Consider the following 19,674-nt stretch of genomic DNA (forward strand, 5'->3'; position numbering starts at 1 on the left):
TATCGCAATATGGCCTTTGGGTTGGTGCTTGTGCCCGTGATGTTCCTGGCCGCCTGCAGCAATGCCGATGCCCCGCCCGCACCGGAAGCATCCACCAGCGTCTCGCCGCTGGAAGAAGACCTGCCCGTGATCGGGCCTGAACGCACGATCCTGGCCTTCGGCGACAGCCTGTTCGCCGGTTACAACCTGGGCCCGGACGAAGGCTATCCGGAGCGGCTGGAACCGGCCCTGCGCGCCAAGGGGATCAACGCCCGCGTGATCGATGCCGGCGTATCTGGCGATACCAGCGCGGCCGGGCGGCAACGGATCGCCTTCGTGCTGGATAACCTGGACAGCCCGCCCCATCTGGCGCTGGTGGAACTGGGCGGCAATGACCTGTTGCGCGGCCTGCCGCCTGCGGAAACCCGCGCCAATATCGCCGCGATCCTCGACGAGCTGAAGGCGCGCAATATCCCCGTCCTGCTGGTGGGCATGCGCGCACCGCCGAACATGGGGGCGCAGTTCCAGGCCGAATTCGACGCGCTCTACCCCGCGCTGGCGCAGGAATACGGCGTGCCGCTGGTGCCGTTCTTCCTTGAGGCGGTGTACGACAAGCCCGCGCTGATGCTGGACGACCGGATTCATCCGAATGCCGAGGGGATCGTGCAGATCGTGGGTGCCACGGTGGACCAGGTGGCGGCGGCGGTGCCTGCGGCGGACTAACCCACCCGCTCCACCGCTCCCGCCGCCACGCGCCACACCGCAGCTTCCCCCGCAATATCGCTGAACGGTGCCATCTCGGTCCCCGTCAGCCACACCTGCGCGCCGGTTTCGCGCAGGCGTTCGAACATGGCGGCGCGGCGCAGCGGGTCGAGGTGAGCGGCGACTTCGTCCAGCAGCAGCACGCCGGGACGGCCCTTGGCGGCCAGGGTGGCGTGGGCGAGGGTGAGGGCGATCAGCATGGCCTTCTGCTCGCCGGTGGAGCACAGGGCGGCGGGCATTCCCTCAGCCCCGCCCTTCCCATGCATGGCCACTTCCAGCTCGTCCCGGTGCGGGCCGTTGAGCGTGCGCCCGGCGGCCCGGTCACGCGGCCGCTGGGCGGCGAGATCGCGGATAAGCTGAGACTCATCTACCGCGCCGCCGGGGACCAGCCGCAGCAGCGGGCGGGCGAAAGGCTCGTCGGGCAGCTTGGCCAGTTCGGCTGCCAGCGTGTCCACCAGCCGCGCGCGGCCCGCAGCCAGCGAGGCACCGCTGGCCGCCATCTGCGCTTCGATGGATGACAGCCAAGCGGGATCGGGCTCCATATCCCCCGCCAGCAACCGGTTGCGTTCGCGTAGGGCGCCCTCGTAACGGGTGGCGTGGCGGGCGTGGCCGGGGTCCAGCGCCACGGCCAGCCGGTCAAGGTAACGCCGCCGCGCGCTGGCGCTGTCCATGAACAGGCGGTCCATTGCCGGGGTCAGCCAGCCCAGCGCCAGCCACTCGCCCAGTGATACCGCGCTGGCTTCCGCGCCGTTGACCTGCACCAGCCGCCGGGTGGGCCGATCGCCCTGCATGGCGGTGCCAAGCATCCCCGCCTCGCCATCACCGGTGGCAAGGGCGGCGGACACGGCAAAGCCGCCATCGGCCGCAGCCGCTGCGCCTTGTCCCGCCATCTCCGCCAGCGCCGCGCGCCTGAGGCCGCGGCCGGGAGCGAGCAGCGAAAGCGCCTCCAGCACGTTGGTTTTCCCTGCGCCATTCTCGCCCACAAGCAGGTTGAACGCCCGCGCGCCGTCCAGCCGGGTGGCGGCGTGGTTGCGGAAATGGGCGAGGGTGATGCGGTCGAGCGCCATGGTCTAGGTCCGCAGGATTAGGCGAGGGCACGGCGCTTGTCCCGCGCCAAATCGCCGAATCCAAATGTTGGTGAAATTTCCCAACTTGCGGCGAATGGGAATCACAATCCTTTCGTCCTGCTGAACAGGAATCGCAGAATTCCGCCATTTTCCGCAAACTGGCACGGTGGGTGCAACTACCTTGGCATCGGGCGATGGTCGCCCGGGCTAAACAGAGGGAATACGAAAATGACCAACGAAACTCCGATCCTGCACCGTGTCCTGGCCGCAGTGGGCGCCTCCGCCATGTCGCTGGCGATCATGCTCAGCTACTTCGCCGCGCCCGCCACCTCCTATGCCGCGAGCATCGTCGCATGAGCCAGATCGACAACCGCCCCGCCATCAATCCGGTGAGCAACGGCTTCCGGCTGGACAAGGCCAACGGCAAGATCGGCGGCGTCTGCTCCGGCATTGCCACCTACTTCAACGTCAATCCGCTGCTGGTGCGGCTGCTGTTCGGCATCGGCACGCTGGCCGGCTTCGGCAGCTTCCTGGTGCTGTACCTGCTGATCTGGGCGGTGGCGGACTGATCCGCCACCCCCGCTACCCCTTGCGGGTGGCAAACGGCGAGAAGTCGGTGTGGGTGTCGAAAACCTCGACACCCTCCCGCCGCTTCAGGAAGCCGACCACTTGGTAGGTGACCGGCGTCAGCAGCACTTCCCAGGCGGTCTTGATCAGCCATTGCGAGACGACCACCTGCCACAACTGCTCCGGCGGCCAGCCCGCCAGGCCATAGAAGGCCAGCGGATAGAAGATCAGGCTGTCCAGCCCCTGGCCGACCACGGTGGAGCCGATCGTGCGCATCCACAGATGCCGCCCTTGCGTCCACACCTTCATCCGCGCCAGCACGAAGCTGTTGGCAAACTCCCCCGCCCAGAAGGCCACCATGCTGGCCAGCACGATGCGCCACGAATTGCCGAACACGAATTCGTAGGCTTCCTGCCCCGGCCAGCCTGCCGCCGGCGGCAAGGCCACCACCACGGCGGCCATGAAGGCCATGAACAGCAGGGCGGCAAACCCGGTCCAGATCACGCGGCGCGCGCGGGCATAACCATAGACCTCGGTCAGCACGTCTCCGATGATGTAGCTAACGGGAAAGAACAGCACCCCCGCGCCAAAGCTCCACTGGCTGCCATCGGGCAGGGGGATATAGCTGGGCTTGCTGGCCCCGATGATGTTCGACAGCAGCAGGATGGCCACGAAGGCCGCCATCACCAGGTCGTAATAGCGAAAGCTGTGGCGCTGCGTGCCGTCGATGCGCTGGGGTGCCTGATCCATGGCCCGGCAAGCTATCGCGATTTGCGCGAGGCGCAAACCCCGCTAAAGGGGCACCCTTGGTCACCACACCAGCGCGCCCGTAGTTCAACTGGATAGAGCACGAGCCTTCTAAGCTTGGAGTTGCAGGTTCGAGTCCTGCCGGGCGCGCCATTTTGTATTGCGAAGGGCCATCCGGGCCTGCGATCCTCCGGTGCTATCCGCTCCACTGCGTTACGCGGCACCTGCGGGCGCGCGGTTGCGCTTGCGGGCCGGCGGCCCGTTCCAGCTTTTGCAATTGACCGCTGGTCCGGTTCGCGACCAGCGAGCCGCAAGGTCGAACGACCGCCCGGCAGGTGCCCCGGAGCGAAGTGAAGGGAACGGCAGCGGAGGATCGCAGGCCCGGATGGGCCTGTGAAACACCAAAGAGTCGGGATAATTTACACCCCCGCCCCCCGTTAACTTTTCGCGAACCATCGTCTTCCGCAGGAAACTGCGTTTGCGCAAAACTGGCACGGGCCATGCAATGTTATTTGCGTTCAAGGTTCTTCGAACGAGGCGGGGTCTACCCCTGATCCCCAAAGTCTCCGGACCCCGCCTCCCCGAAGCCTTCTCCCCCCTGAAAATCCGGCTTCAGTTCAGCGGCGCGCGGCCCAGGGTTCATCCGTGCGGGTGACGGTCAGCGCGCCATCGTAGGGCTGGCAGAGTTGGTAGGCGGGCGCGGGATCGGGTCCCAGATAGGTTGCCCAGTCCTGCGGCTTCAGGATCACCGGCATCCGTTCGTGGAGGCCCCGGGTGGCAACGCAGGCTTCGGTCATCACCATCGAATAGGCGTGGCCCCACTCGGCCGTGGGCCGCCACAGCCCGGCAATGGCCATCAGCGGCTGGTCGGGCCAGGAACCCCCGGGAAGGCTGACCCAGGTGCGCGTCTTGCCGCCCTTGGGCCCTTCGGCTTCGGCAAAGCCGCTGACCGGGATCAGGCAGCGCCGGTCGCGGAAGCTGGCCATCCAGAAGGGGCCGCGCAGCTTGTCCGTCCGCGCATTGTTGACGGGCTTGGGCTTGAGCGGCTGGCCTTTCGCGCCGGTCAGCGCCAAGGGGAAGCCCCAGACCATCGATTGCAGCACGCCTTGCGCCAGGACGAGGCCGGGATAGCCGGGATAGACCTCCGCCGCCACGTTGCCGGGGGCCACGCGCAGGTCGCCGAGGATGGTGCCGAAGAAGGCGGCCACTTCGTCAGCGGGTTTCTGCAGGCGGTAGAGGTTGCACATTTCCTGTTGATAGCCTCAAGCGCTGGCGCGGGCTATCCGGCCTGCTTGGCTATCCTCGCTCGCGGCCAGCAAGCTGGCCTACGCTGCGGGCGCGCGTTCGCGCTTGCGGGCCTGCGGCCCGGTCCAGCGCTTGCTGAAAAATGTGGGAACGGGCTTGCGACAAGCGGCCCACAAGGGCGACTGCCCGCCCACAGGTGCCGCGCAGCGAAGCGGAGCGGAGCGGAGCGGAGCGAACAGCACCGATGACGGAGGGCGCGGATGCGCCCTCGCAATCAGGAAGCCTTGGCCACCTGCTTCTCGGCCAGCAGGGCCTGCAGTTCGCCAGCCTCGTACATCTCCATCATGATGTCGCTGCCGCCGATGAATTCGCCCTTCACGTAGAGCTGGGGGATGGTCGGCCAGTCGGAGAAGGCCTTGATGCCCTGGCGCACTTCCATGTCCTGCAGCACGTCCACGCTGTCGAACGCCACGCCGCAATGGTCGAGGATGGCGACGGCCCGGTTGGAGAAGCCGCACTGGGGGAAGAGCGGGGTGCCCTTCATGAACAGCACCACGTCGGCACCGTTGACGATGTTGGACAGGCGTTCGTTGACGTCAGACATGGGTGTGATCCGCAAATTGCATGAAGGTATGCGCAGTCAGTTGGGAACGGCAGTGGTCAGTTGCAAGGCATGGAGCACGCCGCCCATGCGCCCGCCCAGCGCCTCGTAGACCATCTTGTGCTGTGCCACGCGTGGGCGCCCGGCAAAGGCAGCGCTGACCACGTGGGCGCGCCAGTGATCGTCGTCATCGCCAAAGCGCGACAGCTCCACCACGGCATCGGGCAGGGCGGCCTTGATCAGCGCCTCGATTTCCTCGCCCGGCATCGGCATCGGATCAGGACTCGCCCATCAACTGGCGGCGCGCTTCCACGGCCTTTTCTTCCAGCACGGCGCGCACGCTGGCCTCGTCACTGTCGACGCCGGCGGCGGTCAGGTCGCCCAGCACCTTGCGGATCACGTCCTCGTCGCCCGCTTCCTCGAAGTCGGACTGGACCACGGCCGTGCGATAGCTGGCGGTTTCCTCGGGCGTCAGGCCCATCTTGGCGGCAGCCCATTCGCCCAGCAGGCGGTTGCGGCGGGCGGCCACGCGGAAGGCGGTATCGCTGTCCATGGCGAATTTGGCTTCTTCGGCACGTTCGCGATCGTTGAAAGTGGTCATTGTAGTCCCTCTATGCGGCGGCGAGGCTGGTGCCCTTGGCGAGCCAGGGTTCCCCGGCTTGCTGGCGGGCTTCATAGGCCTCGATGGCGGAATTGCTCTGCAACGTCAGGCCGACCTCGTCCAGCCCTTCGCTGAGACAGTGCTTGCGGAACGGGTCGATCTCGAAGGTCCAGCGGTCCTGGAACGGGGTGGTGACGGTCTGCGTCTCCAGGTCGATGGTGATGGGATCGGTCTCCACCACTTCCATCAGCCGGTCGATCGCCTCCTGCGGCAGGGCCACGGTGAGGATGCCGTTCTTGAAGGCATTGCCGCTGAAGATGTCGGAAAAGCTGGGGGCGATCACCGCCTTCACGCCCATGTCCAGCAGGGCCCATGCGGCGTGCTCGCGGCTGGAGCCGCAACCGAAGTTGTCCCCCGCCACGATGATCGGCGCGCCCTTGTGGCGCGGGTCATCGAACACGTTGGCGGGATCCTTTCGCAGGGCCTCGAAAGCGCCGCAGCCCAGGCCATTGCGGGTGACCGTCTTCAGGTAGTGCGCGGGGATGATGATGTCAGTGTCGACGTTCTTCATGCCGAACGGATAGGCGCGGCCTTCCACCTTGGTGACGGGTTCCATCAGTCGGTCTCCGGTGCTTCGCCCGAGGGGATCGGCGGGAGCTGCTGCGGCTCGGCCTTCTTCTTGCGCTTGCTGGCATAGAGCAGCGCCGCAGCCACGGCGGCCGAGCCGATGGCGGCACCCGCAGCGTAGAGCATCTTCTTGTTGTCGTCGGTCATCACTTTCCAATGGGGTTGAGGGCGCGGGCTGGCAAGATGCCGTTTACAGGAATCTGCGCAATTCCAGCCAGCGGCTGCGCTTTTCCGCGAATGGCATGGCGGCGTGGGCGGGGCTGGAACTGGGCAGGGCGATCACCGGCAGGCCGGAGGTGGCCAGTGGGCGCGTGGCGATGCGGTGCGATGCCTGGCCGTTGCAGGCGACGGCGTTCAGGTGTGGCAGCCGCGCGGCGAGGTCGGCCAAGGGGTTGGCTTCGACCGCGCGGATTGCGGCATCGAGGCTGCCCTTGCGGCTGGCACTGGCGACCGCGTCCCACAAGCCGACATGGCGGCGGGCGAGGGCGGTGAGGCGCTCCTGATAGGGCAGGGCGGGTAAATCCTCCCCCAGGACCTCGCCCATCAGCCGCCAGAAAAGGTTGCGCGGATGGGCATAATACTGCCGCGCCGCCAGCGATGCCTCACCCGGCAGGCTGCCGAGGATCAACAGGCGGGCGTGCGGCGTGATGTGGGGCGGGAAGCTGGATTTGCGCTCAGCCAAGCTCACGCACGTCGGTCAGCTTGCCGGTCACCGCCGCCGCTGCCGCCATTGCGGGCGAGACGAGGTGGGTGCGCGCACCCGGCCCCTGGCGGCCCACGAAGTTGCGGTTGCTGGTGGAGGCGCTGCGTTCGCCTGCAGGCACCTTGTCCGGGTTCATGCCCAGGCAGGCCGAACAGCCGGGTTCGCGCCATTCCAGGCCTGCTTCGGTGAAGACCTTGTCCAGCCCCTCGGCCTCGGCCTGCAGTTTGACCAGGCCCGAGCCGGGAACGACGATGCCCCACTTGATGTTGGGGTGGACCTTGCGACCCTTCAGCACTTCAGCGGCGGCGCGCAGGTCCTCGATGCGGCTGTTGGTGCAGCTGCCGATGAACACGTTCTGCACTTCGACCTCGGCCATCTTCTGGCCGGGCTCCAGCCCCATGTAGTCCAGGCTGGCGCGAGCGGCGCGCTGCTTGGAGGGATCGGCGAAGCTGGCGGGATCGGGCACCACGCCGCCAATGGCCACGGTGTCTTCCGGGCTGGTGCCCCAGGTCACGGTGGGTTCCACGTCGGCCGCGTTGATCACCACGGTCTTGTCGAAGGTCGCGCCCGGATCGGTATGCAGTGTGCGCCAATAGGCCACGGCTGCATCCCATTCGGCCCCCTTTGGCGCATAGGGGCGACCCTTCAGGTAGGCGAAGGTGGTATCGTCCGGCGCGATCAGGCCGGCGCGGGCACCGCCCTCGATGCTCATGTTGCAGACCGTCAGGCGGCCCTCCACGCTCATTTCCTCGAACACCTTGCCGCGATATTCGATCACGTGGCCGGTGCCCCCGGCGGTGCCGATGGTGCCGATGATGTGCAGGATCAGGTCCTTGGAGGATACGCCGGGGGGCAGGCTGCCCTCCACGCGCACTTCCATGGTCTTGCTCTGGCGCAGTTGCAGCGTCTGCGTGGCCAGCACGTGTTCCACCTCGCTGGTGCCGATGCCGAAGGCCAGCGCGCCAACGCCGCCGTGGCAGGCGGTGTGGCTGTCACCGCAGACGATGGTGGCACCGGGCAACGAGAAGCCCTGTTCCGGCCCGACCACGTGGACGATGCCCTGCTGCGCGGCGGTGGCGCCGAAATAGGTGATGCCGAATTCGGGCGCATTGCGCTCAAGCGCTTCAAGCTGCCCGGCGCTCTCCAGGTCGGCGATCGGCACGCGCTTGCCCGCCGCATCCACGCGCGCGGTGGTGGGCAGGTTGTGATCGGGCACGGCCAGCGTCAGTTCCGGTCGGCGCACCTTGCGGCCGTTGAGGCGCAATGCCTCGAACGCCTGCGGGCTGGTGACTTCGTGAACCAGGTGGCGATCGATGAAGATCAGGCAGGTGCCATCGGGCCGCTGCTCGATCACGTGGCTGTCCCAGATCTTCTCGTAGAGGGTGCGCGGTTTGCTTGCCATAATGCAGCGGCATCTGCGCCGATTTGCCCCTGCTTTCAAGCGCGCGGGCGCAAAGTTTTGCTTGGGGCCCCGAAAAGGCTTGGAAGCAGGTGCAGCAATCGCTAACTTACACCCATGTCAGCTAACACCCATGCGATTCCCATTGCCATTACCCCGGACGATATCGACTTCATGGGGCACGTGAACAATGCCCGCTACCTGAACTGGGTGCAGGATGTGGTGCTGGCCCACTGGCAGCACGTGGCCCCGCCGGACCAGGTGGCCGCCCACCTGTGGGTGGCGCTGAAGCACGAGATTACCTATCGCCGCCCGGCTTTCCTGAAGGACCAGGTGATCGCCCGCACCGTGCTGGAAAAGATCGCCGGGGCGCGGGCGTTCTACAACACCGTGATCGAGCGCGGGGGCGAAGTGCTGGCCGAGGTGCAGTCCATGTGGTGCTGCGTGGACAGCCAGACGCTGCGTCCGGCGCGCATCAACCGCGAGATTGCCGAGGCGCATTTCGGCCTGCCCCAGAACGCGGCCAGCAAGCAGGAACGGCCTACCGCCGATTGACCGCTTTGCGCTTGCCGGCCGAGAGGTTTATAGCGCCGCCATGCCTGATACCGTTCTTGCCGTTTTGATCGTGCTGGCCAGCGCCCTGGCGATGGAGTTCGTTGCCTGGTCCAGCCACAAGTACATCATGCACGGTTGGGGCTGGGGCTGGCACCGCGACCATCATGAGCCGCATGACAACACGTTCGAGAAAAACGACCTGTATGGCGTGGTCGGTGCCGTCATGAGCATCAGCATGTTCGCCGTTGGCAGCCCGCTGGTGCTGGGCGCCGATGCCTGGTGGCCGGGCACATGGATCGGCCTTGGCATCCTGGTCTATGGCCTGATCTACACCTTCATCCATGACGGGCTGGTGCACCAGCGCTATTTCAAATGGGTGCCCAAGCGCGGTTATGCCAAGCGGCTGGTGCAGGCGCACAAGCTCCACCATGCGACCATCGGCAAGGAAGGCGGGGTCAGCTTCGGCTTCGTCTTCGCGCGCGATCCGGCGGTGCTGAAGGCGGAACTGAAGCGCCAGCGCGAGGCAGGGATTGCCGTGGTGCGCGACGCGGTCGGGGCCTAGCCCCGCGCCGCTTCCGCGATCGCCCGCCCGGCCGCATGGCCGCTGGCCCAGGCCCACTGGAAGTTGTAGCCGCCCAGCCAGCCGGTCACATCAACCGCCTCGCCAATCGCGTAGAGGCCGGGCACATTGCTGGCCTCCATCGTCTTTGAAGAAAGCTCGGCAGTGCTGATGCCGCCTGCGGTGACTTCCGCCTTGGCGAAGCCCTCGCTGCCGTTGGGGTGGAAGGCCCAGCGGCCCAGCCGTTCCTGCGCGGCGCGCAGCGGCTTGTCGGGCAGGGTGCCCAGCATCCCGTCCACGCCCAGCCGGTCGGCCAGCACGTCGGCCAGCCGCTGGGGCAGGGCATCGCGCAGGGCCGATCGCAAGGTGGCGCGGGGGCTGGTGCGCTTTGCGTCGAGCAGCCAGTCGCGCGCCGCCTGCGGCAGGAAGTCGATCCACAGCGGCTCGCCACCGGTCCAGTAGGAACTGGCCTGCAGGATCGCCGGTCCGCTCAGCCCGCGATGGGTGAACAGCGCGGCTTCGGCAAAGCTGGCCTTGCCCGCCGTGGCGACGACCGGGGCGGAGACGCCGGACAGCTCGCGGAACAGCACCTCCTCGCCGCCCAGCGTCAGCGGGACGAGCGCAGGGCGCGGGTGGACCACCTTCAGGCCGAACTGGCGGGCCAGGTCATAGGCGAAGCCGCTCGCCCCCAGCTTGGGGATGGAGGGGCCGCCGGTGGCGATCACCAGCTGGCGCGCTTCGTAAATCGTGCGGCTGGTGGTCACGGCAAAGCGGCCATCGGCATGGGCCACATCGCGGATGGCATCACCGCAGACCAGCTCGCCGCCGCCCTTCGCTAGTTCGGCCAGCAGCATATCCACGATCTGGCGGGCGGAGCCATCGCAGAACAGTTGCCCCAGCGTCTTTTCGTGCCAGGCGATACCGTGGGCGTTGACCAGGCCGATGAAGTCCTGCGCAGTGTAGCGGCTGAGCGCCGACTTGGCGAAGTGCCGGTTGGCCGAAAGGTAGCGATCGGGCGCGGTGTGCAGGTTGGTGAAATTGCACCGCCCGCCGCCGGAGATGAGGATTTTCTTCCCCGGCGCATCGGCATGGTCTAGCACCAGCACCCGCGCGCCATGCTGCGCGGCAACGCCGGCGCAGAACAGGCCCGCTGCGCCTGCACCAAGCACGATGGCATCGAAGTCGCTCATTCTGCCCTGGTCCAGATCCAGCTCCCGGTAAGCGACACCACGCCCAGCGTCACCAGCCACCACGGCCAGCCGGCGGTGAGCGCGGTCAGCACCACGCCCGCGCCCATCGCGGTCAGGGCCGATACCTTCGCCCGGCGCGAGATCGCGCGGCGCTGCTGCCAGTCACGCAAGGGTGGCCCCCAGCGCGGGTGGGCCAGCAGGCGCGCCTCCCACGCGCGGTTGCCGCGGGCAAAGCAGAATACCGCCAGCAGCAGGAACGGCACCGTGGGCAGGATCGGCAGGGCCACGCCCAGCGCGGCCAGGCCCACGAACAGCAGGCCCGCCGCCGACCACAGCGGGCGCGCCATGTCAGGCGGCAGCAATGCGCGCGGCATGGTCCTGCACCAGCGCGATCATGTTGGGTACGCCCTGCGTGCGGTTGCTGGAGAGCTGGTTTTTCAGGTCGAACGGGGCGAGGGCGGCAGCCACATCCATCTGCGCCACTTCGGCAGCGGGCCTGTCCTGCACGGCGGCGATCACCAGTGCCACGATGCCCTTGGTAATGGCGGCATTGCTGTCGGCCAGGAAGTGCAGGTTCTGCGCCTCGCCGGTGGGATAGACCCACACCTGCGCCGAGCAGCCGCGCACCAGCGTAGCATCGGTTTTCAGCGGCTGGGGCATCGGCTCCAGCTCGCGCCCCAGTTCGATCAGCAGGCGATAACGGTCATCGCCGTCGAGGAACTCGTATTCGTCGAGGATGTCGGACAGGCTGCGCATGGGTGGGCCATGTAGCCCTTCCGGCCGACAAATCCAGCCCGGCTAGAGGTCTACCCCGTTGGCGATGGCTTCCAGCTTGCGGATGCGTTCCTTGAGGTCGGCGATCTCGATCCGCTGCATGCCCTCGCGGCTGCCGCCCTCGGTTTCGGGAGCGGCGCGGCGCAGGTCCAGTTCGCGTTCCTTCAGTGCCAGCCAGCCCTGCCAGCCGCGCAGTGCGGCCAGGGACAGGATGACAAGGCCCAGCAGGGTGGAACTTGCCAGCAGCATCTGTTCGGTGAGCATTGTCTAACCCTCCAGATCCAAAAGCGGTCAGCTATCGCGCAGGCGGTCGATTTCGGCCGCCAGGGCACGTGTGTCATTGTCATCGGTGGCGATGCGTTCCAGCACCTTCACCCGTTCGCGCAGCTCGGCCAGTTCGCGCTCCAGCTCGGCCTCGCGCAGGCTGGCGGCCTGGTCGCGGGGACCGGCAGGCTGGCCGCCGGCGGACTGGCTGCGCTGGCGCATCACGTCATAGGCCAGGCCCGCGATCACGATCAGCAGCAAGACGGTAAAGAAGTTCATTGCACTTGCTCCCGGTCGCGCGCGGGCATGGTAAGGGGCGTTCCGGCATCATTCCGCAGCGCCTCGATCTCGGCGGCCAGGGCGGTGCCCTGGCGGTCCTCGGTGGCGATGCGTTCCAGCACGCGCAGGCGCTGTTCCAGCTCTTCCAGCTTCGCGGTGACCTGCGGGGCCGGGGCGGAGGCGTTGAAGTGCATCATCTTCTCCGCGTGCTTCAGGTCCATCGCGTGCTTTGACACCTTGCCGATCACACCCATGACGATGGCCGTGACGACGATGATGAAAGGGAAAACCAGGAACAGGTCAGGGGTCATCTCGCGTGCTCCTCAGGCGCGGGTCTTGTCGCGGCCGCCGACCAGCTCCAGCGGCGTACCGTTATCGTCCCGGCTGCCCAGAGCGGCGATCTGTTCGGACAGGCCGAAGCCGCTGTCGGTCACGATCCGCTCCACGTTGGCCAGCCGCTCCTTGACCGAGGAGACCTCGGCCCGAAGCGCGGCGTTTTCCTGGGTCAGCAGCTTGATGCGCTCGGCATGTTCGCTGGCGCCGGTGGGCTTCAGGGACTGGCCCCACATGCCTTCCAGCGGATAGCCGTTCTGGATCTTCATCCGCGTCTTGGCGTGGCTGGCATAGATGCCAAGCGCCGAAGTGGTGATGATGATGCCGGCGATCCACGGCACCAGTTGCATGACGAAAACAGGGATCTCCATCACACGCGCTCCTTCTCGAAGGCCAGCGGTGCGCCGGCATCAGCGCGGCGCAGCGCCTCGATTTCGCCCGCCAGGTCAGGCCCGCGATCGGTGACGATGCGTTCCAGCACCTCGATGCGCGAGATCAGGGCGCGGTTTTCCGCGGCGGTGCCTTGTGCTGCCAGCTTGGCTTCCTTGTAAGCGATGAAGCGCTTGGTCACTTCCACCGCAGAGATAAGCAGGGCAATCGCCACGCCGGCCAGGGCAATGAAGGCAAAGGTCTCACCCACGCCCATCACACGCGCTCCTTCTCGAACGCCAGCGCCACGCCGGCATCCTCACGCAGGGCATCGATCTCGCGGGCCAGGTCCGCGCCGTGTCGGTTGTCGGTGATGATGCGTTCCAGCACCTTCACCCGGTCCTCCAGCGCGCGGATCTTGCCGTTCTGCACGGCGATGGCGGCACTGTCGCCAGCCGCAGTGCCATCGCGGCCCATTTCGGCCATCTTCTGCTGGTGCCGGGTCCAGATCGCCACGATCGGGATGAGCAGCGCGAAAATCGGAATGAGCGGACCAAGTTCCATGTTCGCATTCCCCCTTCAAAATATAAGGTGATGGCCGGCTCAGCGCAGGCGTTCGATCTCTTCGGCCAGGCGCGGGTTGCTCGAGACATAGTAGTGCTCGACCGAGGCCAGGCGGCGGTCCACGTCGCGGAAGCGGGCGCGCACCTCGCGCACTGTGCGGCGCGGGTTCTGCCGCACGCCCTGCCAGTACTGCTGCTCCCGCTTGTCCTGGTACAGGTGGGCCGGCTTCTTGTTCAGCAGCAGGCCCATCAGCAGGTAGATGGGCAGCGTCATGCCGCCGGTCAGCCCCAGCGAGAGGAAGAAGCCCAGCCGCACCCACAGGGCGTTGACCCCGGTATAGTCGGCAATCCCCGCGCACACGCCCATGAACTTGGCGTTTTCCTTGTCGCGGTACAGCGTGGTGTGGGTGGTCTTGTTCACCGGCGGGTTCCCTTCTTTTCCCTCAGCAGCATTTCGAGTTCCTGGAGCTGCACATTGTCTTCCTCGCGGTCGGCCAGCAGGCGCGCGGGCTTGAAGTCCTCGTGGTCGCTGGCCACCAGCCGCTCCACGGTGTCCATCCGCTCGTCCAGGCGCTTTGCGAGCTGGTAGAGCTCCTCCAGCAGCACCTCGTCATCGTTGGTGATGGTGGCGGCGGTCTTCCACTTGGTCATGTAGTGCAGGATTACCCACGGCAGGCCGACGAAGATCGCGACCACGGCAATGACAGGTTCCATGGCTCAGCGCTCCTTCTCGCCGCCCAGGCCCAGGGCGCGCTTCATTGCTTCCAGCTCCTCGTCCACCTTGTCGGCACCTTCCAGCGCGGCGAACTCGTCGGCCAGCGTGCGCGGGCCTTCCATGCCGATCGCGTCGGCGCGGCCCTCGGCATAGTCCACCCGGCGCTCCATCTGCTCGAAGCGGGTCAGCGCCTCGTCCACGCGCTCGTTGGTCATCAGGCTGCGCAGCTTGAAGCGGTTCTCGGCGCTTTCGAGGCGCGCGGCGATCTGGCTCTGCCGGCTGCGGGCTTCGCGCAGGCGGCTCTGCAGCTTGTGGATGTCGGCCTCGTAGGCGCGCAGGGCATCGTCCAGCACCTTCACCTCGGCGCGCAACTGCTCCACCATGTCACCGGCTTTCCGCTTTTCCACCAGCGCGGCGCGGGCCAGGTCCTCGCGGCCCTTGGACAGGGCCAGTTGCGCCTTGTCGGCCCAGTCGTGCTGCAGCTTGTCCAGCTTCACCGCGTGGCGGTGCATTTCCTTCTGGTCGGCAATGGTGCGCGCGGCACTGGCGCGCACTTCCACCAGCGTTTCCTCCATTTCGAGGATGATCATGCGGATCATCTTCGACGGATCGTCCGACTGGTCGAGCAGTTCGTTGAAATTGGCGGCGATGATATCACGGGTCCGGGAAAAAATGCCCATCAAGGCAGCTCCTGCAGAAGTCGGATTGGCAGCATAAAGCGAATTGCGCGTTGGCGTGGGCGAGGTTCGCAGACGAGCGATCTCGCGGTCAAGCCGCGATCCGCGCTCTGCCTCCTCCGGCGTCACGACCGGGGTCAGGAAATTGGCGGCCTTGTCGTTCACGCCAGGGTCACCGTGCCGACAACGGCAGGCACTTCGGCCGCCTGCACCGGCTGCTGGGCCAGGGCGTAGAAATTGAACGAGACCATCGCCGCGATGCTCACCACTGCGCTGAGGCCCAGCCTGCTGGCGAAGAAGCGCTGATCGTACATGGTAACCTCCTGATCGATAGATGCAGGATTAATCGCAAGCAGCGTGCCAGTTTGCCGTTACGGATGGTGAGGCCGATTTTCCCGTTCCAGAGTTGGGAAATATTGCCAAGCCTTGGTCAAATCCACTATATTGCGGTGCATGGAGCGGGAAACCCAGTTCATCGGCCAGTCGGGCGCTTTCCTGGACGCGGTCGAGCGCGCCAGCCGCGCCGCGCCGCTGGCCCGCCCCGTGCTGGTGATCGGTGAGCGTGGCACCGGCAAGGAACTGATCGCCGAACGCCTGCACCGCCTGTCCGATCGGTGGGAACATCCGCTGGTCACGCTCAACTGCGCGGCCCTGCCGGAGACGCTGATCGAGGCCGAACTGTTCGGGCACGAGGCGGGCGCTTTCACCGGCGCCACGCGGGCGCGGGCCGGGCGGTTCGAGGAAGCCGATCGCGGCACCCTGTTCCTGGACGAGCTGGCCACCCTGTCGATGGGCGCGCAGGAGCGGCTGCTGCGCGCGGTCGAATATGGCGAGGTCACGCGCATCGGGGCCAGCCGGCCGGTACGGGTGGACGTGCGCATCGTGGCCGCCACCAACGAGGACCTGCCCGCCATGGCGGCGCAGGGGCGCTTTCGGCCCGACCTGCTCGACCGGCTGAGTTTCGAGGTGATCACCCTGCCGCCGCTGCGCGTGCGCGAGGGGGACATTGCCGTGCTGGCCGACTATTTCGGGCGGCGCATGGCTTCGGAACTCCGGTGGGAGGAATGGCCCGGCTTTGCCGACCACGTCGCCCGCGCGCTGGAGCAATACGCCTGGCCGGGCAACGTGCGCGAACTGCGCAACGTGGTGGAGCGCGCGGTCTATCGCTGGGACGACTGGGCCGAGCCGATCGCCCAGATCGCCTTCGATCCTTTCGACAGCCCGTGGAAGCCGATGCCGCTGCCGCGCGCCGGGCATACAGCGGTGCATGCTGCTGCGCCCGCCAGTGCCCCGGCCGCCGCGCCGCCGCCGGATCTCAGCCAGGTGGCTGACCTGCGCGCCGCGGTGGATGCGCACGAAAAGGCCATCGTGGAGCAGGCCCTGGGCCGCCATCGGTGGAACCAGCGGCAGACCGCCCGGGCGCTGGGCCTCACGTATGACCAGTTGCGCCACTGCCTGAAAAAGCACGCCATCGCCCAGCAGGAGTGATCGTGCGGCGGCGGCCAATGGTTACCATGGATAAAATGGGCGGTTAACGCCTCTCTAACCGCAACTGCACTAAGTAGTTTCCCGGATTCAGGGGAGATTACCATGTTCGCACTTGCCAGGGGTATCGTTCGTCATAAAGTCGGCGCAGTCGCCGTCATCTGTATTGCCGTGTTCTTCTTTTCCACCGACCAGAAGCAGGATGCCGAGCGGGCAGCCAGCAACCCGTGGGCGGCGCAGGCCGTGGCCCAGCGCTCGGCCACCGCGGAGGAGCCGGGCTTCGTCGACAGCGCGGTCGATGCCGGCATGGCCTATCTGGACGAAGCCGGGATCAACCCGGTGAGCCACGGCCAGGAAACCGTGCAGCGGCTGGACAACACGGCCACCGCCGTGGGTGACGCCAACCGCAACAACTGAGCAATCGCCTGCCCGGCAGTGGGGACTGCTCGGGGTGGTTTGGTTGAGGGCTGAAGGCGGGCCGGCAGCAAATGCCGCGCCCGCCTTCGCTGTTCCGGAAGGCGTGCGAGGCTGGTGTCACACGGCGCTTGCAAAATTCCCCGCAGCCGCCTATCTGGCCCGCATCCCGACATTGTCTTGACGATTTCCGGATGCTGGCGCCGCAAGGGGCCGGCACCAAGCGGCCGTTGTCATGACCTTGTCCCCTACCGGAGTGCAGTGCAGTTTCCATGGCCCTTGACCAGCGCCTTGCCCAGTTGATCGATGCCGAAGCCAGCGCGCTGGGCTTCGAGCTGGTGCGCGTGCAGATGTTCGGCCAGGGGGAAGAGCGCACGTTGCAGATCATGGCCGAGGATCCAGCCACCGGGCAGATGGTGGTGGAACAGTGCGCCCAGCTTTCCCGCGCCGTGTCCGCCGCGATCGACGCGGTGGAGGAGGCCGAGGGCGAGCTGATCGAGGGTGCCTACATGCTCGAAGTGTCCAGCCCCGGCATCGACCGGCCGCTGACCCGGGCGAAGGACTATGCCAACTGGGCCGGGCACGAGGCCAAGCTGGCGCTCGTCGAGCCGGTCGATGGCGCGAAGCACATGACCGGCGAACTGGGCGGGATCGACGGTGACACGGTCACCATCGAAGACCGCAAGCTGGGCGCCCGCCAGGTACATCTGAACAACATTCACCGGGCGCAGCTCATCCTCACCGAAAAGCTGATCGCCGCAACCCAACCGCTCGATACGTCCGGCGTGGACGAGATCGTCGAAACCACCGAAGAAGAGAAGGCTGACGACTGATGGCCAGTCCCATTTCCGCCAACAAGGCAGAGCTGCTTGCAATCGCCACCTCGGTCGCCACCGAGAAGATGATCGACAAGGCGATCGTGATCGAGGCGATGGAAGAGGCGATCCAGAAGGCCGCCCGCGCCCGCTACGGTGCCGAGAACGACATCCGCGCCAAGCTGGACCCGCTGACCGGCGACCTGCGCCTGTGGCGCGTGGTCGAGGTGGTGGAAGAGGTCGAGGACTACTTCAAGCAGGTGGACCTGAAGCAGGCCGAGAAGCTGCAGGCCGGTTCCAAGGTGGGTGACTACATCGTCGACCCGCTGCCCCCGGTCGACCTGGGCCGCATCGACGCGCAGAGCGCCAAGCAGGTGATCTTCCAGAAGGTCCGCGATGCCGAGCGCGAGCGCCAGTACGAGGAATTCAAGGACCGCGCCGGCGAGGTGATCACTGGCGTGATCAAGTCGGTCGAATTCGGCCACGTGATCGTCAACCTGGGCCGCGCCGAGGGCGTGATCCGCCGCGAACAGCAGATTCCGCGTGAAGCTGCCCGCGTGGGCGAGCGTGTGCGCGCGCTTATCATGAAGGTGGAACGCAACAACCGCGGTCCGCAGATCTTCCTGTCCCGCGCGCATCCGGACTTCATGAAGAAGCTGTTCGCGCAGGAAGTGCCCGAGATCTACGACAACATCATCGAGATCAAGGCCGCCGCCCGCGATCCGGGCAGTCGCGCCAAGATCGGTGTGATCAGCCGCGACAGCTCCATCGACCCGGTCGGCGCCTGCGTGGGCATGAAGGGCAGCCGCGTGCAGGCCGTGGTGCAGGAACTGCAGGGCGAGAAGATCGACATCATCCCCTGGAGCGAGGACACCGCCACCTTCGTGGTCAACGCCCTCCAGCCCGCCACGGTCAGCCGCGTGGTGCTGGACGAGGACGAGGGCCGCATCGAGGTGGTCGTTCCTGACGACCAGCTCTCGCTCGCGATCGGCCGCCGCGGCCAGAACGTGCGCCTGGCGAGCCAGCTCACCGGTCACCAGATCGATATCCTGACCGAGGAAGAAGCCAGCGAGAAGCGCACCCGCGAATTCGCCGAACGTTCCAAGATGTTCGAGGAAGAGCTGGACGTGGACGAGACCCTGTCGCAGTTGCTGGTGGCCGAAGGCTTCGCCGAGCTGGAGGAAGTGGCGTACGTCGACATGGCCGAGCTCGCCTCCATCGAAGGCTTCGACGAGGAACTGGCCGAGGAGCTGCAGACCCGCGCGCAGGAAGCGCTGGAGCGCAAGGAAGAGGCTTTCCGCGAACAGCGCCGCGCGCTGGGCGTGGAAGATGCCCTGGCCGAGCTGCCGCACCTGACCGAGGACATGCTGGTCACGCTGGGCAAGGCGGGCATCCGCACGCTGGATGACCTGGCTGACCTCGCCACCGACGAGCTGATCGCCAAGAAGCGCGAGGCGCCGCGTCGCCGCAACGCCGACGGCCCGCAGTTGAAGCGCAATGCGCGGCCGGAAGACAAGGGCGGGGTGCTGGGCACCTATGGCCTGTCCGAAGAACAGGGCAACGAGATCATCATGGCCGCCCGCGCCCACTGGTTCGAGGACGAGCCGGCAACAGAGGAGGCCGCTGATGCGGATTCCTCACAATGAGCCGCTAGGTTCCGCCAGCTCCGGCAAGCGCGGCGGGGGCAGTGATGCCCCCGAGCGGCGCTGCGTGCTGACCGGCCGCCACGGCGGCCGGGATGACCTGCTGCGCCTGGCCATTGCGCCCGATGGCGCGGTGCTGCCTGATGTCAACGCGCGTGCCCCCGGGCGCGGCGCGTGGCTCTCGGTGGGCCGGGCCGACCTTGAAAATGCGCTCGGCAATGGCAAGCTTAAGGCTGCGCTGGCGCGGGCCTTCAAAGACGGAAAGCTGGCCATCCCAGAAGACCTGGCAGACCGGATAGAGGCCGCGCTGGTCAGGGCGCTGGTTGACCGCCTGGGCCTGGAAATGCGCGCCGGCAAGCTGCTGCTGGGTTCCGACCGGATCGCCAACGATGCCCGCATGGGCAAGGTTGCCGCGCTCTACCATGCCGCCGATGCAAGCGCCGATGGCGCGCGCAAGCTGGACCAGGCCTGGCGCGTGGGGCTGGACGAAGAAGGCTCTGGCCTTGTTGGAGATCGCCTGCCACTGGACCGGGATGCCCTGTCTGTGGCATTGGGCCGCGACAATGTGGTCCACCTGGCGCTGGCCGATGCGGCTTCGGCCGCGCGGGTGCAGGCTCCCCTCGGCCGGTTACGGGCCTACCTGGGGGCGGGATTCGCGGCCGGGAATGATGGCGCTGACCAGGCGGGCGATGCTCCGCTGGGCCAGGCGCAATTGGATTGATGGAATACCCCGCACGCGGT

Annotated in this window: 33 protein-coding genes and 1 tRNA gene; 11 read left to right on the plus strand and 23 right to left on the minus strand. The window is 66.8% G+C overall.

Translation table 11 applies throughout. The annotated features are described in order from the left end of the window. The first annotated feature begins 9 nt into the window (after positions 1-9). Positions 10-702, plus strand: a complete 693-nt coding sequence (locus GRI99_RS14855; protein ID WP_160772845.1) for an arylesterase — start codon at positions 10-12, stop codon at positions 700-702. Here the strand turns inward: GRI99_RS14855 and recF are convergent. Further along, on the minus strand, positions 699-1,808 hold the full coding sequence (gene recF / locus GRI99_RS14860) for a DNA replication/repair protein RecF (protein ID WP_160772846.1): 1,110 nt from the start codon (positions 1,806-1,808) through the stop codon (positions 699-701). The genes GRI99_RS14855 and recF overlap by 4 nt on opposite strands. 228 nt (positions 1,809-2,036) lie before the next feature. Here recF and GRI99_RS18905 point away from each other — a divergent pair, with 228 nt between their 5' ends. Together GRI99_RS18905 and GRI99_RS14865 are read left to right on the plus strand one after the other, a co-directional pair. Beyond that, positions 2,037-2,165, plus strand: a complete 129-nt coding sequence (locus tag GRI99_RS18905; protein WP_272917416.1) for a hypothetical protein — start codon at positions 2,037-2,039, stop codon at positions 2,163-2,165. Next, on the plus strand, positions 2,162-2,377 hold the full coding sequence (locus tag GRI99_RS14865) for a PspC domain-containing protein (RefSeq protein WP_160772847.1): 216 nt from the start codon (positions 2,162-2,164) through the stop codon (positions 2,375-2,377). The genes GRI99_RS18905 and GRI99_RS14865 overlap by 4 nt, the downstream gene beginning before the upstream one ends. Positions 2,378-2,390: 13 nt before the next feature. On the opposite strand, the gene GRI99_RS14870 is transcribed toward GRI99_RS14865, so the two are convergent. Next, entirely contained in the window at positions 2,391-3,125 is a 735-nt protein-coding gene (locus tag GRI99_RS14870; RefSeq protein ID WP_160772848.1) for a queuosine precursor transporter, read from the minus strand. Between the two features lie 73 nt (positions 3,126-3,198). On the opposite strand from GRI99_RS14870, the gene GRI99_RS14875 reads away from it, so the two are divergent. Beyond that, a tRNA-Arg gene (locus GRI99_RS14875) sits at positions 3,199-3,275 on the plus strand. A gap of 464 nt (positions 3,276-3,739) precedes the next feature. Here the strand turns inward: GRI99_RS14875 and GRI99_RS14880 are convergent. The 8 genes from GRI99_RS14880 to leuC all read right to left on the minus strand — a co-directional run bounded on the left by GRI99_RS14880 (position 3,740) and on the right by leuC (position 8,301). Then, positions 3,740-4,369 carry an SOS response-associated peptidase gene (locus GRI99_RS14880; RefSeq protein WP_160772849.1) on the minus strand — a complete coding sequence of 210 codons (630 nt, stop codon included), beginning with the start codon at positions 4,367-4,369 and terminating at the stop codon, positions 3,740-3,742. 272 nt (positions 4,370-4,641) lie between these two features. After that, on the minus strand, positions 4,642-4,971 hold the full coding sequence (grxD, locus tag GRI99_RS14885; RefSeq protein WP_160772850.1) for a Grx4 family monothiol glutaredoxin: 330 nt from the start codon (positions 4,969-4,971) through the stop codon (positions 4,642-4,644). A gap of 36 nt (positions 4,972-5,007) precedes the next feature. After that, positions 5,008-5,241 (minus strand): BolA/IbaG family iron-sulfur metabolism protein, encoded by a 234-nt coding sequence (locus GRI99_RS14890; protein ID WP_160772851.1) that lies wholly within the window; start codon positions 5,239-5,241, stop codon positions 5,008-5,010. Between the two features lie 4 nt (positions 5,242-5,245). Then, positions 5,246-5,569 (minus strand): DUF1476 domain-containing protein, encoded by a 324-nt coding sequence (locus tag GRI99_RS14895; RefSeq protein WP_160772852.1) that lies wholly within the window; start codon positions 5,567-5,569, stop codon positions 5,246-5,248. Between the two features lie 10 nt (positions 5,570-5,579). After that, on the minus strand, positions 5,580-6,185 hold the full coding sequence (gene leuD, locus GRI99_RS14900; protein ID WP_160772853.1) for a 3-isopropylmalate dehydratase small subunit: 606 nt from the start codon (positions 6,183-6,185) through the stop codon (positions 5,580-5,582). Then, positions 6,185-6,343 carry a hypothetical protein gene (locus GRI99_RS18530; RefSeq protein ID WP_202393117.1) on the minus strand — a complete coding sequence of 53 codons (159 nt, stop codon included), beginning with the start codon at positions 6,341-6,343 and terminating at the stop codon, positions 6,185-6,187. The genes leuD and GRI99_RS18530 overlap by 1 nt, the downstream gene beginning before the upstream one ends. 43 nt (positions 6,344-6,386) lie before the next feature. After that, positions 6,387-6,884, minus strand: coding sequence for a DNA-deoxyinosine glycosylase (locus tag GRI99_RS14905; protein ID WP_160772854.1), 498 nt, complete (start codon positions 6,882-6,884; stop codon positions 6,387-6,389). Beyond that, positions 6,871-8,301: a 3-isopropylmalate dehydratase large subunit gene (gene leuC, locus GRI99_RS14910; RefSeq protein WP_160772855.1), complete on the minus strand. Its 1,431-nt coding sequence runs from the start codon at positions 8,299-8,301 to the stop codon at positions 6,871-6,873. The genes GRI99_RS14905 and leuC overlap by 14 nt, the downstream gene beginning before the upstream one ends. A 114-nt stretch (positions 8,302-8,415) precedes the next feature. Here leuC and GRI99_RS14915 point away from each other — a divergent pair, with 114 nt between their 5' ends. Both GRI99_RS14915 and GRI99_RS14920 read left to right on the plus strand, forming a co-directional pair. Next, a complete protein-coding gene (locus tag GRI99_RS14915; protein WP_160772856.1) occupies positions 8,416-8,853 on the plus strand; it encodes an acyl-CoA thioesterase in 438 nt (145 codons plus the stop codon). A 40-nt stretch (positions 8,854-8,893) separates the two neighbouring features. Continuing rightward, positions 8,894-9,415 (plus strand): sterol desaturase family protein, encoded by a 522-nt coding sequence (locus tag GRI99_RS14920; protein WP_160772857.1) that lies wholly within the window; start codon positions 8,894-8,896, stop codon positions 9,413-9,415. Here GRI99_RS14920 and GRI99_RS14925 read toward each other — a convergent pair. The 13 genes from GRI99_RS14925 to GRI99_RS14985 are packed head-to-tail and all read right to left on the minus strand — an operon-like array spanning position 9,412 to position 14,890. After that, positions 9,412-10,602: a BaiN/RdsA family NAD(P)/FAD-dependent oxidoreductase gene (locus GRI99_RS14925; protein WP_160772858.1), complete on the minus strand. Its 1,191-nt coding sequence runs from the start codon at positions 10,600-10,602 to the stop codon at positions 9,412-9,414. The genes GRI99_RS14920 and GRI99_RS14925 overlap by 4 nt on opposite strands. Further along, the gene (locus tag GRI99_RS14930) at positions 10,599-10,976 is read right to left on the minus strand and encodes a YbaN family protein (protein WP_237438369.1); all 378 of its coding nucleotides are present in this window, start codon (positions 10,974-10,976) and stop codon (positions 10,599-10,601) included. Before GRI99_RS14930 ends, GRI99_RS14925 begins: the two co-directional genes overlap by 4 nt. Beyond that, the gene (locus GRI99_RS14935) at positions 10,951-11,358 is read right to left on the minus strand and encodes a SufE family protein (protein ID WP_160772859.1); all 408 of its coding nucleotides are present in this window, start codon (positions 11,356-11,358) and stop codon (positions 10,951-10,953) included. Before GRI99_RS14935 ends, GRI99_RS14930 begins: the two co-directional genes overlap by 26 nt. Before the next feature lie 42 nt (positions 11,359-11,400). Next, positions 11,401-11,640, minus strand: coding sequence for a hypothetical protein (locus GRI99_RS14940; RefSeq protein ID WP_160772860.1), 240 nt, complete (start codon positions 11,638-11,640; stop codon positions 11,401-11,403). A 27-nt stretch (positions 11,641-11,667) separates the two neighbouring features. After that, positions 11,668-11,919, minus strand: a complete 252-nt coding sequence (locus tag GRI99_RS14945) for a hypothetical protein (protein ID WP_160772861.1) — start codon at positions 11,917-11,919, stop codon at positions 11,668-11,670. Beyond that, positions 11,916-12,230 (minus strand): hypothetical protein, encoded by a 315-nt coding sequence (locus GRI99_RS14950; RefSeq protein ID WP_160772862.1) that lies wholly within the window; start codon positions 12,228-12,230, stop codon positions 11,916-11,918. The genes GRI99_RS14945 and GRI99_RS14950 overlap by 4 nt, the downstream gene beginning before the upstream one ends. 12 nt (positions 12,231-12,242) lie before the next feature. Continuing rightward, positions 12,243-12,623, minus strand: coding sequence for a hypothetical protein (locus tag GRI99_RS14955; RefSeq protein ID WP_237438370.1), 381 nt, complete (start codon positions 12,621-12,623; stop codon positions 12,243-12,245). Next, positions 12,623-12,898: a hypothetical protein gene (locus tag GRI99_RS14960; RefSeq protein ID WP_160772863.1), complete on the minus strand. Its 276-nt coding sequence runs from the start codon at positions 12,896-12,898 to the stop codon at positions 12,623-12,625. Before GRI99_RS14960 ends, GRI99_RS14955 begins: the two co-directional genes overlap by 1 nt. Then, on the minus strand, positions 12,898-13,185 hold the full coding sequence (locus GRI99_RS14965; protein WP_160772864.1) for a hypothetical protein: 288 nt from the start codon (positions 13,183-13,185) through the stop codon (positions 12,898-12,900). The genes GRI99_RS14960 and GRI99_RS14965 overlap by 1 nt, the downstream gene beginning before the upstream one ends. Positions 13,186-13,224: 39 nt before the next feature. Next, positions 13,225-13,605, minus strand: a complete 381-nt coding sequence (gene pspC / locus GRI99_RS14970) for an envelope stress response membrane protein PspC (protein ID WP_337192932.1) — start codon at positions 13,603-13,605, stop codon at positions 13,225-13,227. Continuing rightward, positions 13,602-13,898, minus strand: coding sequence for an envelope stress response membrane protein PspB (gene pspB, locus GRI99_RS14975; RefSeq protein WP_160772865.1), 297 nt, complete (start codon positions 13,896-13,898; stop codon positions 13,602-13,604). Before pspB ends, pspC begins: the two co-directional genes overlap by 4 nt. 3 nt (positions 13,899-13,901) lie before the next feature. Then, on the minus strand, positions 13,902-14,705 hold the full coding sequence (pspA, locus tag GRI99_RS14980) for a phage shock protein PspA (protein WP_160772901.1): 804 nt from the start codon (positions 14,703-14,705) through the stop codon (positions 13,902-13,904). A 32-nt stretch (positions 14,706-14,737) separates the two neighbouring features. Further along, positions 14,738-14,890, minus strand: a complete 153-nt coding sequence (locus tag GRI99_RS14985; protein ID WP_160772866.1) for a hypothetical protein — start codon at positions 14,888-14,890, stop codon at positions 14,738-14,740. 139 nt (positions 14,891-15,029) lie between these two features. On the opposite strand from GRI99_RS14985, the gene pspF reads away from it, so the two are divergent. The 5 genes from pspF (at position 15,030) to GRI99_RS15010 (ending at position 19,654) form a co-directional block, all read left to right on the plus strand. After that, a complete protein-coding gene (pspF, locus tag GRI99_RS14990) occupies positions 15,030-16,064 on the plus strand; it encodes a phage shock protein operon transcriptional activator (RefSeq protein WP_160772867.1) in 1,035 nt (344 codons plus the stop codon). A 102-nt stretch (positions 16,065-16,166) separates the two neighbouring features. Beyond that, positions 16,167-16,478, plus strand: a complete 312-nt coding sequence (locus GRI99_RS14995; protein ID WP_160772868.1) for a hypothetical protein — start codon at positions 16,167-16,169, stop codon at positions 16,476-16,478. 269 nt (positions 16,479-16,747) lie between these two features. Further along, entirely contained in the window at positions 16,748-17,308 is a 561-nt protein-coding gene (rimP, locus tag GRI99_RS15000; protein ID WP_160772869.1) for a ribosome maturation protein RimP, read from the plus strand. Further along, a complete protein-coding gene (gene nusA / locus GRI99_RS15005) occupies positions 17,308-18,936 on the plus strand; it encodes a transcription termination factor NusA (protein ID WP_160772870.1) in 1,629 nt (542 codons plus the stop codon). The genes rimP and nusA overlap by 1 nt, the downstream gene beginning before the upstream one ends. Then, a complete protein-coding gene (locus GRI99_RS15010; RefSeq protein WP_160772871.1) occupies positions 18,917-19,654 on the plus strand; it encodes a DUF448 domain-containing protein in 738 nt (245 codons plus the stop codon). The genes nusA and GRI99_RS15010 overlap by 20 nt, the downstream gene beginning before the upstream one ends. Positions 19,655-19,674 lie beyond the last annotated feature (20 nt).

It is taken from the genome of Alteraurantiacibacter buctensis, from assembly GCF_009827655.1.
In the GTDB taxonomy this organism is placed as follows: Bacteria; Pseudomonadota; Alphaproteobacteria; order Sphingomonadales; family Sphingomonadaceae; genus Alteraurantiacibacter; species Alteraurantiacibacter buctensis.